The 13,380-nt window shown below is 67.8% G+C and carries 7 protein-coding genes; 3 read left to right on the forward strand and 4 right to left on the reverse strand.

Annotated features, from left to right (window positions below):
• Position 1 precedes the first annotated feature (1 nt).
• Positions 2-316, reverse strand: a complete 315-nt coding sequence (locus AC59JP_RS10510) for a hypothetical protein (RefSeq protein ID WP_497325678.1) — start codon at positions 314-316, stop codon at positions 2-4.
• 218 nt (positions 317-534) lie between these two features.
• On the opposite strand from AC59JP_RS10510, the gene AC59JP_RS10515 reads away from it, so the two are divergent.
• The 3 genes from AC59JP_RS10515 to AC59JP_RS10525 are packed head-to-tail and all read left to right on the forward strand — an operon-like array spanning position 535 to position 1,644.
• A complete protein-coding gene (locus AC59JP_RS10515) occupies positions 535-885 on the forward strand; it encodes a hypothetical protein (protein WP_497325679.1) in 351 nt (116 codons plus the stop codon).
• Between the two features lie 19 nt (positions 886-904).
• Positions 905-1,276, forward strand: a complete 372-nt coding sequence (locus tag AC59JP_RS10520) for a CrcB family protein (RefSeq protein ID WP_497325680.1) — start codon at positions 905-907, stop codon at positions 1,274-1,276.
• Positions 1,273-1,644: a CrcB family protein gene (locus AC59JP_RS10525; protein WP_497325681.1), complete on the forward strand. Its 372-nt coding sequence runs from the start codon at positions 1,273-1,275 to the stop codon at positions 1,642-1,644. The genes AC59JP_RS10520 and AC59JP_RS10525 overlap by 4 nt, the downstream gene beginning before the upstream one ends.
• A gap of 63 nt (positions 1,645-1,707) precedes the next feature.
• On the opposite strand, the gene AC59JP_RS10530 is transcribed toward AC59JP_RS10525, so the two are convergent.
• The 3 genes from AC59JP_RS10530 to AC59JP_RS10540 are packed head-to-tail and all read right to left on the reverse strand — an operon-like array spanning position 1,708 to position 13,252.
• Entirely contained in the window at positions 1,708-2,295 is a 588-nt protein-coding gene (locus AC59JP_RS10530) for a YdcF family protein (RefSeq protein WP_497325682.1), read from the reverse strand.
• 2 nt (positions 2,296-2,297) lie between these two features.
• Positions 2,298-3,188, reverse strand: a complete 891-nt coding sequence (locus AC59JP_RS10535) for a cyclopropane mycolic acid synthase family methyltransferase (RefSeq protein ID WP_497325683.1) — start codon at positions 3,186-3,188, stop codon at positions 2,298-2,300.
• Entirely contained in the window at positions 3,185-13,252 is a 10,068-nt protein-coding gene (locus AC59JP_RS10540) for a non-ribosomal peptide synthetase (protein ID WP_497325684.1), read from the reverse strand. Before AC59JP_RS10540 ends, AC59JP_RS10535 begins: the two co-directional genes overlap by 4 nt.
• Between the last annotated feature and the right edge of the window lie 128 nt (positions 13,253-13,380).

A 13,380-nucleotide genomic window follows, 5' to 3' on the forward strand; every position in this document is an offset into this window, starting at 1 on the left:
CTCAGTCGCGAACGAACCAGCGCGAGAAGAACTCGTCGGTGAGCGCGATGGCGCCGGTGATCTGATCGTCGGGTCTGCGCAGGACGACGATCCACTCGCCGTCGTAGGCCTTGTGGTCCATGACGGACCCGGATGCGCCGGGAAGCCCGACCCAGACCGTGTGTTCGCCGGGTCCGCTGGACGTGAGGTCGTCGACCCCGAGTTCGCCGAGCCATGCGACCACGTCGGCAACGTTGGACGCAGTCAGCTGCGCCGCCTCGACCGGGCGACTGACGAACGTGTGGGACAGGGTCTGGGTTGCGCTCGTTGTGGTCATCACCAAAGTATCGCGCCCGAGCCCTGCCCTGGCAGTGCAGTTCACACAGGCTTCACGCGGCGGGAGTCGTTCTCCCCCAACGGCGTTCGGTTTCCGAACCCCGCGACACCGCGACGGTCCGAAATCGGACATTCGCCCCGTTTCTCCGGGTGCACACTGCCGGGTGGACTCCGAGCCAATACGGTGGGTGCGGACAGGTCACGGAACGGAGTACGTGGATGCGGGAGAAACAAGCGGCGGGCATCGCCGTTGCGCTGGCCGGGGTGGCTGTTGCAGCCGGCATCGTCTTCGCCTCGGCCGGCGGAGTGTTCGACGACGACGACGGATACGTCTCGCCGCCTGCGCTGAACTCGGGCGACCTGCAGAACGTCGCGTCGACGCGAACCAGCCCCACCATCTCGGTACCGCCGTCGCCGACGTGGCGGATGGCCGAACCCACGACCGAGCGGCCCACGACCACCGACCCGACCAGCACACGCGCGTCCTCGACCTCGCGCGAACCCACCACCACCCGGACTCGCCCGGGCCGCACCACGACCACCACGACGACGACGACCCCTGGCGGGTAAGAACGTGCACCAGAGCGCGGTGACGTCGAAGGTCCCCGCGGGACGCACAGCGCTGGCCGCATTCGGCGGCGCGATCGGGTCCGCCGCCCGTTACTGGTTCTGGCAGGAGGGTTCGGGTGTCTCGGGGGAACTGCGCGCGACGTTCGTGACGTCGGTCATCGGGTGCTTCGTCCTCGGGCTCGTTCTCGGGGCCACCCGCACATCGCAACCCTCGCGAGCGTTCGCGGTGGGCCTGTGCGGAGGTTTCGCCAGTTTCAGCGTGTACGCCGTCATGGGCGTCGCCTTCGCAACCCGATGGTTCGCCGTGGGATTCCTCGTCGTCACCCCGGTGGCCGCTCTCGGGGCGATGGGCGTGGGCGCGTTGCTCGCCGCCGCGGTGAGGCGTCGATGATCGCCTACCTTCTCGTCGCGATCGGTGGAGCCGCAGGAACGGGACTGCACTACGCCGCCACGAACTCCACGCGCTGGGCATCCGAGCGTGTGGTCGTGGTGGCCAATCTGACGGCCTCGGCTCTGCTCGGCGTGGTGATGGCGATCGGGCCACGGGAATCGGTCCTGGCCCTGGTGGGTCTCGGATTCTTGGCCGCCGCAGCACCTTTCACCGCACTGGGGATCGAAGCCGCGAAGACCGAAGGGCCGGGGCGGCTACGCCGAGTGGTGATGGGCGTCGGGTCCAACATCGTGGCCGGCGCGGCGGTGGCTCTGCTCGGCTACCTGTCCATCCGCTTCGGTGTCGTGCTGTATCGGAAGCTTCGCTAGCGCTGCCGCGGCACCCCCGACCCGGACCCAATGCGACGTTCGGTCCACATACGCGACCCAACGTCACATTGGGTCGGCTGGGTCGGCCACACACGACCCCGACCCCTGCACCGCAGCCTTGACGAAGCCCGCCAATTGGTAGAGATACGTGAACTCCCACTCGGCCAACGAGAAGTCGTAGGTTCGGGGCACGGCCCTCATCGTCACCGAGCCGTCGAAGCACTGGCCGAAGATGTAGCGGGCGCGCGGCAGGTGGTACTGCCAGCTGATCACCACCACGTGCTTCCACCCGTACTGCTGCGCAAGCCTCTGTGTGAAGATCGCCTCACCGCGGGTGGTCGACGGGACAGGTTTCTCGCAGATAACCCTGACCGTGTCGGAGCCGGACGCGCAGAAGGCTCGCATCTTCTTGTCGTAGGGCCCGTACGGGTTCGAGAGCACCACCGTGTCGGCGACGCCCTGCTCGGCGAGCGAAATCCCGTACGCTTCGCGGCCGTCGTGTTCACCGCCCAGCACGATGATGGCGTCGGCCTTGCCGATCGGGTCGATCTGGGCGCGGGTGAACAGCACGTACCCGATGGCGCCGAGCAGAACGGTGATGGCCACCGGGATGGCGACGATCACGATCATCGCGCGCCCCAACCGACCCATGTCTACGTACCGTGACCGGGGAGCAACGTGAACTGCACGACGTCGATTCGGCCGTCGCGGAACCGATCCGCGCACCCTGCGAGGTAATGGGCGTACTTGTCGTAGAGCTCCTGCGAGCCGATCGTGACGGCCTCGTCGCGGTGGGCCTCCAGGTTGGCCGCCCAGGTGTCGAGGGTGCGTGCGTAGTGCGGCCCGAGCGCCTGTTGTCGCTCGATGACGAATCCGGACGCCGACGCCTTCTGCGCCACCATCGACTTGTACGCCAGCTGTCCTCCGGGGAAGATCTCGCGCATCATGAAGCGGACGAAGTCCATGTCCGCGCGGCCGAACTCGATTCCCAACTTCTCCACGACGTCGAGATCCTCGATGACGATGGTGTGCAGCAACATTCGCCCGTCGGACGGCAGGAGCGCGAGGCACCGCTCGAAGAACGCCGGGTACCGATGGCGTTTGAAGTGTTCGAACGCTCCGATGCTGACGATCGCGTCGACGGGCTCGTCGAACTCTTCCCAGCCCTGCAGTCGGACCTCGGCCGTGCGCGGGGTGTCGAGGGTCGCCAGCATACGTCCCGCTGATTCGAACTGGTTGCGGCTCAACGTGAGTCCCACCACGTCGACGTCGTACTTCTCGACGGCCCGCCGAGCAACGGACCCCCACCCACACCCTATGTCGAGCAGCCTCTGGCCGGGCTTCAGGTTCAATTTGCCCAGCGCCAGATCGATTTTCGCGATCTGCGCCTCTTCCAGCGTCATGTCCTCGCGCTCGAAATAGGCGCAGCTGTAGGTCAGCGTGGGATCGAGGAACAGCGCGAAGAAGTCGTCCGATGCGTCGTAGTGCGCCTGCACCCCACTGAAATTGGGCTCCAGATGCGACGCGGAGTCGAGACCCGTCATGACATCACTCCTCGTGAGGATCGTCGTGCGTCGACGACCGCCTCCAGAATTCGGCCGATCGACGCCAATGCTTGGTGCTCACCGAGATGTTCGTGCTCGGCGTCGATGCGGTGCACCGACACGTCGCCCGTCACGAACCGTACCCACTGCCGCGACGCCGTGGACGCTCTGGCGGCGAAGAAGTCGACGCCCGCATCGACCACGGGCGGCGTGTACCGCTCGACCAGACCCGGCGCGTCCCGTACCGGAGCGAACATACGCCCCAGGTACTCCGGTGTGAGGAAGGACAATTCGCTGCGTTGCTCGTGTAAACGCGCCGAGATCGTGTCGAAATCCGTTGCGCCGGGAACGCCGAGCTGGTCGGCGAGATCGGCGACGGTGAACTCCGGTGCGCCGGGCGCGACGTCGAGGTGTGAATCGAGCAGTGCCAGCAGGGCAATTCGATCGCCGCCCTTCTCCAGCTGCGCGGCCACCGCGTGGGCGATGACGCCGCCAAGTGACCACCCGAGCAGGTGGTAGGGCCCCGTCGGCTGTACGCGTCGAATCTCGGCGACGTACCGGCCGGCGTAGCCCTCGATCGTCGATGGTGCACTCCCGTCTCCGTCCAGACCGGGGACCTGGAGACCGTAGATCGGGCGGTCGGGGTGAACGGTGGACGTGAGCCCGGTGTAGCTCCACGCGACTCCGATCGCGGGGTGGATGCAGAACAGGGGTGGCAGTTCTCCCGACGGGCGAATCGGAAGCAGCACAGCGAGTGCGGAGTCGACGGCCGAGGTGTCGCCCGAGTCGATGCGTGCGGCCAGGGCCGCCGGAGTGGGCTCGGAGAAGAGCCAGATCACCGGTATCGGCCGACCCATCACCTCGCGCAACGAATCCATGACACGCACCGCCGCCAGGGAGTGCCCCCCGAGTTCGAAGAAGTTGTCGTCGGCGCCGACTCGGGTGGTGTCGTCCTCGAACAGCACCCGGCCCATGACCGCCGCGACGACGTGCTCGGTCGGTGTGCTCGGCGCCCGGTAGGACGCGCCGCCGAACGTCGGCGACGGGAGCGATGCGGTGTCCACCTTTCCGGAGACCGTCAACGGCAACGACGTCACCGGCGTGATCGCGGCGGGAATCATGTACGGCGGCAGCGTTCGTGCGACCAGGTCACGAACCTCGGCGGGCGAGGCGGACCCGACGATGTAGGCAGCGAGCACCGGCGCCCCTCCCGCCGAGTGATCACCGGTCACGGTGACCTGGTCGACTCCGGGGTGACGCAGTAGGGCCGCCTCGACCTCGGCGAGTTCGACGCGGTGCCCACGGATCTTGATCTGACTGTCGGCACGACCGAGGAATTCGAGTGTCATGCCGGACCCGGCGTCACCGGTGTCGTTCCAGCGCACCATGTCTCCGGTGCGATACATCCTCTCCCCCGGCTCGCCCATCACGTGCGGCACCAAGCGCTCGGCCGTCGAGCGAGGCCGCGAGACATACCCTTCCGCCAAGGCGGGCCCGGCGAGGTACAGCTCTCCGACGACTCCGTTCGGCACCTGTCTCAGGCGAGAATCGAGGACCATCGCGTCCAGCCCGAGTGTCGGCGCTCCGATCGTCGCCGCGTCGCCGGTGTGCAGACGGGTCGAACACGTTGCCATGATGGTGGTTTCGGTCGGACCGTAGGCGTCGTAGACGTCGCGGCCGAGCGACCATCGGCCGACGAGGGCGGAGTTGCTCGGCTCGCCGGCCATGATGACCGTGCGCACCCCCGGCACGGCGGCCGGGTCGGTGGACTGCAGCACCGAGGGGGTGAGGCAGACGTGGGTGACGCCGTGCTCGACGAGGAGCGATTCCAGTTCGCGTCCGGCGTACACCCCGCCCGGAACCACCACCACGGCAGCGCCGGATCCGAACCCGAGCAGCATCTCGAACACCGACGCGTCGAAGCTGGGGGACGCGAACTGCAGCACCCGTGACGCGGGAGTCACTCCGAAGCGCTCGCGCTGCGCTGCAACCAGATTCGCCAGTCCGCGGTGAGTCACGCGAACGCCCTTCGGGGTGCCGGTGGACCCGGAGGTGTAGATGACGTAGGCAGCGTCATCGAGATGCGGCGGCGCGTAATAGGTGCTGTACGCGGCCTTGTCACCCGACCGATAGGCCGAATCCGGCAGAGCCGAACCGTAGTCGACCCAGGTTCCGATCGCTCCGACGAGCGGGAGGTTCAGCACGTCCGTGACACCCACCACGGGGTCGACCTCGGTGAGCATGTCGGTGATCCGACCGATCGGGTAGGACGGGTCGATCGGAAGGAATCCGGATCCGGCCTTCGCCGCCGCCCAGACCGCGACCACGTACTCGACAGACCGGGGCAACGCGATGGCGACGATGCGGCCGGGGCCCGCTCCGTACTCGATGAGCCTGCGCGAGAGTCGATCCGAGAGGACGTCGAGTTGGGCGTAGGTCAGCGTGCGGTGTTCGCCGATGACCGCGGTGGCGTGCGGTGCGATGGCCACCGCGCCGCGCAGCAACTCCCCGAGCGTGACGGCGGTGGCCGACGGCGCTCCCCCGCCGCCGCGGCTGACACCCCGTTCGGCCGAGGTCAGCACGTCCACGTCGCCGACGGCAATGGTGGGGTCCGCCGCGACCGTGCGCAGGACCCGACCGAAGCGGTCCGCCATCGATGTCACTGCCGCACGGGAGAACCGGCGAGAGGAGTACCCGATCATGCCGTCGATGCCCTGATCGGAATCGGTGAGCACGAATTCGAGGTCGAACTGAACGTCGTCCACATCGAGCTGATCGACGCGCACCTCGTACTCACCGAGCCTGAGGGTGGGAGCTTCGATGTTCTGAACGGCGAGCAGCACCTGGAAGAACGGGTGACTGTCCGCGGTGCGTGCCGGGTCCAACGCGTCGACGACATCCTCGAACGGAACGTTCTGGTGAGCGAACGCATCGAGGTCGCGGTCACGCACGTGCGCCACGAACTCCGTCCACGACATCGACGGAGTCACCTCGGTGCGCAGGGCAAGTGTTCCCACGAACATGCCGACCAGCGGATCGAACAGCGGATCGACCCGTCCTCCGACGGGCGTGCCGATCGCGATGTCGGTGGTTCCGCCGAGTTCGGCGAGCAGTATCGCCAGGGCCGCGTGGAGGACGACGAACTGCGTGGCGCCGTGCGTGTATGCGAACGTCTGCAGCGACGCCCGTGTGGCCGCGTCGATGTGGAAACGAACCGGAGACGTCTCGCCTCGAACGGGTTCGGGCCTGCCGGCGCCTCGCGGAGTCGGCGATCCGGTGGGCAGTTCGAGGTACTCGGGGAGACCTCTCAGCGCCTTCTTCCAGTACTCGAGCTGACCCGAGGACGTGGCCGAGACCACGGAGCGTTGCCACACCCGGTAGTCGCCGTAATCGACTGCGAGAGGTATGAACTCGGGTTCGCGCCCACGGGAGCGTGCTTCGAAGGCCGTTTCGATGTCGGCCGCGAACGGAGCGATCGACCCACCGTCGACGGCGATGTGATGGACGACCACCACCATCAGGTACTCGTCGTCGTCCCTTCCCGTCATCGACGACGAATCGAGGAGTTCGATACGCAACGGCACGTCGCGCGTCAGATCGAAACCAGTTCCGCTGATGTCGCGAATCGTGTTCTCGAGTGCGGACGCCGCCACGAAGCGCGGCCGGAGCAACGGCACCGCTGTGTGCGCCGAGACGTCGACGGCCACGGGACCGGAGCTCTGCGCCGGGTACACGGTCCGCAGTGGCCGGTGCCGGTCCACCACGTCGACGACGGCCTGACGCAGAACGGTGAGGTCGGTCGAGCGCGGCACATCCATGCGGAACGCCACGTTGTGCGCTCCCGAACCCGGATCGATGCGACTCTGCAGCCACATTCGGCGTTCCGCCGACGACAGCGGCATCGGACCGAATGTCGGTGTGTGCGTCACCGGCGGCAGCGGAACGAAGCGCTCCGACAGGCTCGAGGTTGCCGACGCCAGCGAGCGCGGCGTCGGGTTCTCGAACAGCAACCGCACCGGAACCGTCAGTCCCAGCGCCACACTCAGGCGCGACGCCGCCCGAGTGGCCGTCAACGAGTCCCCGCCGAGTTCGAAGAAGCTGCTGGTGGCGCCGACGGATTCGGTTCCGAGCACGTCCGCGAACACCGACGACACCACGTCCTCGCCGAGTGTGCGGGTGGGCTCGGTCGAGGACGGGAGCGCCGGGAGGGTGTCCGTCAGTGCGCGACGGTCGATCTTGCCGTTGGTCGTGGTGGGCAACGCGTCGAGCACCACCACGCGCGACGCGACCGCCCACGACGGCACGCGTCCGGCCTGCCATGCCCGCGCCTCGTCGGGGTCGACCGTGCCGGACACCCAGGCGACGACCTGGCCGTCCCGCACGTCCGCGGCCGCGTCGAGCACGTCGGGGTGTGCACGCAGGCTGGCCTCGACCTCACCCAGCTCCAGGCGCTGGCCACGCAGCTGTACCTGAAGGTCGTTGCGCCCCAGATAGATCAGCTGGCCGTCGGGGCGTAGCCGTACGCGGTCACCGGTTCGGTAACGGCGCACTCCGCCGTCCGCGGCCACGAAACGGGCCGCGGTTTCGCCGGCGAGGTCTCCGTAGCCACGAGCGAGCATCGGGCCTGCCAGATACAACTCGCCGATCGCGCCGACGGGAACCGGACGGAGGCGGTCGTCGAGAACGGTCGCGGACACCGAGTCGATCGCACGGCCGATCGTCACGGTCGCGCCCGCGGTCAGGGGGTCGGAGAGGGTCGACACCACGGTGGCCTCGGACAGTCCGTACGCGTTCAGCATGGTTCGCCCGGGTGACCAGGTCTCGACCACCGACGGCGGAAGCGCCTCTCCGCCCACCGCCACCGTCCGCACGCTCGCGACGGGCGGCACCGTGGCCAGGATCGCGGGCGTCGAGAGGTAGTGCGTCACAAGGTGTTCGGTGAGGAACGACGCCATGTCGTCGCCGCCGACCAACTCGGGCGGGGCGATCACCATCGTCGCCCCGGAGGCGAAGGCGAGAACGGTTTCGAGTACGGCGGCGTCGAAGTTCGGGGAATACCCGTGCAGGACACGGGACTTCTTCGTCACCCCGTACCGCGACGGCATCAGCCGTGCCAGCTCGGCAGCCGAACCGTGGGTCACCGTGACAGGTTTCGGGTCGCCGGTCGAGCCCGAGGTGTGCACCACGTATGCCGCGTTGTCCGGTCGCACGGGGTGCGGGCGATCGGCGTCGGTGAGCGCATAGGGGGCCAGCCCCCGGCCCGCGGAGGGGTCGAGCCATTCGATGCCCGCTTCGGGACCCGACCCGATGCCGATGCGGACGTCTGCCAGCATCGCTCGTCGACGCTCGGCGGGATGCCCCGGATCGACCGGCATGAAGGCACCACCGGACTTCACCACCGCCCACATCGCGACCATGTAGTCGACGGAGCGCGGGAGCGACAGCGCCACAACAGAATCGGCAACCACACCGCGGTCGATCAGCACGCGCGCCAACCGCGACGCGCGGCCGTCCAGGTCCGCGTAGGGGGTATCACCGAACTCGTCGACCATGGCGATACCGCCGCGATCGGTGAACACGTCGAGCAGCGTTCCCGTCACCGCGGCGGGGACGTTCGCGACCGCGGGTGGACCGAGGTCGATCAGGTCCACACCGACGTCCGGGTTCGCCGTAGCCGCCGTCAACACCCCGCGCACGAGGTCGGCGAAATTCTCGACGGTCCCGCGGTCGTACAGATCCGTGGCGTAGACGATGCGGCCCACGACGGTCCCCGCGTCGTCGGCGAATTCCAGCGCGAGGTCGTACTCGGTTGCGCCCGTGTCGAGCGGCGTCACGGTGAAGGGCAGCGATGCGGTGGCGGCGGGTGATCGAGGCGCGTTGTCGTACGCGATCATCACCTGGAACAGCGAGTGCCGGTCGCTGAGTCCGTCCTGGTTCAGCGCGGTCACGACTCGGTCGAAGGGCACGTCGGAATGTGCGACGGCGTCCAGGTCCGCCGACTTCACGCTCGACAGGAGGTCGGCGAACGAGGCGGATTCGTCGACGGTCACCGCGAGCGGAACCGTCCCGACGAACATACCCACCACATCGTCGAGGGCGACGTCACCGCGGCCGGCGACGGGTGTGCCGACGACGGTGCGCTCCTGCCCGCCGAGCCGTGCCAGCACAACTGCGACGGCAGCGTGCACGACCATGAAGGGGGTTGCGCCCGACGCGTGCGCCAGCGCGCGCACCTTGCGCCACAGGACGGGTTCGATTCCGAAATCGACGTGACCCGATGCCATCGACTGGGATCGGGGCCGCGGACGATCGGCGGGCAGCTCGGCGGGACCGCCGTACTCGGCGAGCGCGGCGGTCCAGTACGCGAGGCCGTCTTCGGCCCGAGCCTCGACACGCTCGCGATCCCACACCGCATACTGCGAATACGTCACCGGGAGCGCATTCCATTGCGGCGGTTTGCCTTCGAGCCGCGCGGTGTAGGCCGTCAGCAGATCGCGAGTGAGCGGACCGACCGACCATCCGTCGGCATTGATGTGGTGGGCCACGATCACCACGACCAGCTCGCCCGTCGTGACACCGAGAAGTCGGATCTTCAGCGGCACGGTCCGTGCGACGTCGAACCAGGAGGACGCCGCCGCCGAGAGAGCTGCATCGACGGCGTGCGGCGGAATGGTTTCGGTGCGCAGACGAGGCATGACCTCGTCGACGGTGCGCACCACCTGATGCGGACCGGTCTCGCTGTCCGGATAGTAGGTGCGCAGCGCGTCGTGTCGCCCGACGACATCACGCAGTGCGTCGACCAGAACGCCGGCGTCCGCCTGCGCACCCAACCGGACGGCGATGGGGAGGTTGTACGCCGCGGACGTGGTGTCGACCTGGTTGACGATCCACATGCGCTGCTGTCCGTAGGACAGTGGGACGGGTTCGGGCACAAAGACATCGGCGATCGACGACCGGTCGGAGCGGGGCGTTCCGGTGGTCCGCTCCGCCGTCTCGGCGAGGGCGGCGATCGTCGAGCCCTCGAACAGAGACGGCAGCGTGACGTCGGATTCCAGTTCGGCGTTGATCCGAGCGAGTACACGCGTCGCACTCAGCGAGTCGCCGCCCAATTCGAAGAAGTCGTTGGCGCGTCCCACCTTCTCGACACCGAGTACCTGCGACACGATCTCGGCCACGGTCCATTCCGCATCGGTCTGCGGCTCCTCGTAGGCGACGGCGGCCAGACGATCAGGTCGGGGCAGGGCCCTGCGATCGATCTTTCCGCCGGGCGTCAGCGGCATCGCGTCGAGGACCTGCAGGGACGTCGGAACCATCCACGCCGGCAATCGATCCCGAGTCGAGGCCAGAACCTCGGCGGGATCGACGGCTCCCACCACATATCCTGCGAGAACGCCGTCGCGGCGAACCACGACGGCGTCGCGAACCTCGGGGTGTGCGCGCAGGGCCGACTCGATCTCTCCGAGCTCGACCCGTCGACCGTTGATCTGAATCTGAAAATCCGTGCGCCCCAGATATTCCAGCGATCCGGAGCTCCATCGAACCAGGTCGCCGGACCGATAGAGTCGGGCGCCCGGAACGGCGGGGTCCGGCACGAAACGACTGGCACTCGCGCCCGGCGTACCCCGGTAGCCGCGGGCGACACCGTCGCCGCCGATGTACAGCTCGCCGATACCTCCCGCCGGAACGGGACGCAAACGGTGGTCGAGCACCAAGGCGCGGACGCCGCGCAGCGGAGACCCGATGACGACGGGCCGGTCCGGACTCATCGGCTCGGACAACGTTGCGAGAACGGTGGTTTCGGTCGGCCCGTACGCGTTCAGCATGATCCTGGCCGAGGAACTTTCCGACCGGCCTCCGGCTCTATCCGACCGGCCTCCGGCCTGCCCGGAGGCGAACCGGGCCACCAACTCTGGCGGACACGCCTCACCGCCGACGTCGAACACCTCGACACCGCCCAGATCGTGGGGCTCGAGCGTCGCGAGCACGGACGGTGCAGTGATCATGTGCGTGATGCGTTCTCGCACCAGGAAATCGCCGAGCGGTGGGCCCGCGCTGACGTCCGGCGGCGCCACCACCAGCCGGGCCCCGGCGACCACGGCGGCCAGCATCTCTTGCATCGCGGCGTCGAAAACCGGTGCGGCAAGCTGCAACACGCGAGACGAGGCGGTCACCCCGTACCGGCTCACGACCTCGTCGGCCAATGCGGCCAGTCCGCGATGAGTCACGCTGACGCCCTTGGGCGATCCCGTCGACCCGGAGGTGTGGACGACATACGCCTCGTTGTCGACGTACACCGGTCGGACGCGTTCGGCCGGCTCGATGGGACCGTCGGGTCGAGACGACACCGCCGACTCGGTGTCCGGGTCGTCGACGACGATCCATTCGATGTCGTTGTCGGACAGGGCATCGAGACCGCATCTGTCGATCAGGCCCACCGAGACGTTGGATTCGTCCAGCAGGTCCGCGCACCGCGGGTCGAGGGGATCGACGGGGACGAAGGACGCACCCGCGCCGGTCACGGCCCACATGGCGATCACCGATGCCGCCGATCTCGGCAAGGCCACGGCCACCCGATCCTCGGCACCGACGCCACGGTCGATCAGTTCTCGCGCAAGCTGATTGACCGGGGAGAACAGGTCGCACGGCGGAGCGTCGAGCAGAAGGTCGTACATGGTCTTCGGTTCGACTGCGGGGCTCGAATGCACCTCGAGCAGGTCGCGGCGTTCGGAGTCCGTGGTGATGTCGAGCTCCGTGATGGGGGTGCCCTCGGGAGCCGTGACCATCGAACGTAGGAGCTCGAGGAATCGCGCGTGATGGCCCGCCAACTCGTCCGTGGTGTACACGCCGGGGTTGCCGAGGAAGTCGACGCGGGTACTGCTGCCGGCCACACCGGGATACAGGTTGACCATGAGGTCGTCGATGGGCCCGCTGGAGAGAATGCGGTACTCGCCGATCACGTCGCCCAGCCGAATCTCGCTGTCGAACATCATGATGTTCACGGTCGGCCCGAACGCTCCACGTCCGCCGGAGGTGCTGCCCACGAACCCGGAGTCGAGCTCACGCTGCATGTCCTCGACGCGGAAACGCTGATGCCGCAGGGCACCGGTCAGTTCCACCTGAACCTGCGAGAGCAGGTCGGAGGTGGTGACGGCCGGATCGAGCGCGATGCGCAACGGAACGACGTTGGACATCATGCCGGAGGACTCGCGCAGCATGGTCGTCGTGCGACCGGACACAGGCAGCGACAACACCACGTCGTCGGAGTCGGTCATGCGCCCGAAGTACACCGCGAACGCGGCCAGCACAACCGGCACGTCGGACGAGTTGTGATGGCGCGCAACCTCGGCCATCGCGGCAGCGACGTCGGACGGCAGATCGGAACCGACCGTCAGCGCGGCCTGCGAGGGCGCGGTGACGGCGCCGGAGAGACGTCGCGGCTCGGGAAGATCGGCCAGGCGTCCGATCCAGTGCTCGCGGTCGTTCACGTATCGGGTGGACGACCGGTACGCCTCTTCGTATTCGTAGATCTTGCGTACCGAGAGTGCACGCGTCTTCGGTGGCTCCGTGTCGGTGGCCAGCGCGGTGTACACGCTGGCGGTGCGTTCCTGGACCGAGATGGCGCCCAATCCGTCCATCACCACGTGGTGTGCGCGGCTGTACCAGAACCAGCGCTCCTCCCCCACTCGAATGATCTCGCTGACGATCAACTGATCGTTGTTCATGTCGACGGGCCGGCGGTGCGAGGAATCCATGTACTCGCGCGCAGCTGCCACCGGGTCGGACTCGCCGCGAAAGTCGCGGTACTCCATCGCGTAGGGAACGTCCCAGTCGATCCACTGGTACGGCTGACCGTCCACCTCGGTCAGTCGTACGCCGGGCGACTCGAGTCGGCGGCACGCGATGTCGGTCGCGGCGATGAGGAGCTCGGGATCGAGGGGCCCGGTGATGTCGACGTACTGAGCGACGGTGAAGGGAACCGACGGCGCCAGCTTCTGCGCCACCCAGATACTGAGCTGGGCGGGCGACAGCGGGAAGGCAGTGGCGGGCACGGCGTTGTTCACCACCACCGACCTCCTCCGTCGACCGTGTTTCGCCACGGCCCAGCCCCCGAGCACCACTCCAGCACGAGTTTTCTATCTCTTTGCACTTACGCTAATGGTCCACGCCGTCGGTCTCCACTCGACGTCGAAGC

The organism is Rhodococcus sp. 320_ES (genome assembly GCF_059691855.1).

Bases quoted from the DNA above. Each gene is read 5' to 3' on its own strand.
- AC59JP_RS10510 (WP_497325678.1), bottom strand. From the start codon at position 316: ATGACCACAACGAGCGCAACCCAGACCCTGTCCCACACGTTCGTCAGT.
- AC59JP_RS10515 (WP_497325679.1), top strand. From the start codon at position 535: ATGCGGGAGAAACAAGCGGCGGGCATCGCCGTTGCGCTGGCCGGGGTG.
- AC59JP_RS10525 (WP_497325681.1), top strand. From the start codon at position 1,273: ATGATCGCCTACCTTCTCGTCGCGATCGGTGGAGCCGCAGGAACGGGA.
- AC59JP_RS10530 (WP_497325682.1), bottom strand. From the start codon at position 2,295: ATGGGTCGGTTGGGGCGCGCGATGATCGTGATCGTCGCCATCCCGGTG.
- AC59JP_RS10535 (WP_497325683.1), bottom strand. From the start codon at position 3,188: ATGACGGGTCTCGACTCCGCGTCGCATCTGGAGCCCAATTTCAGTGGG.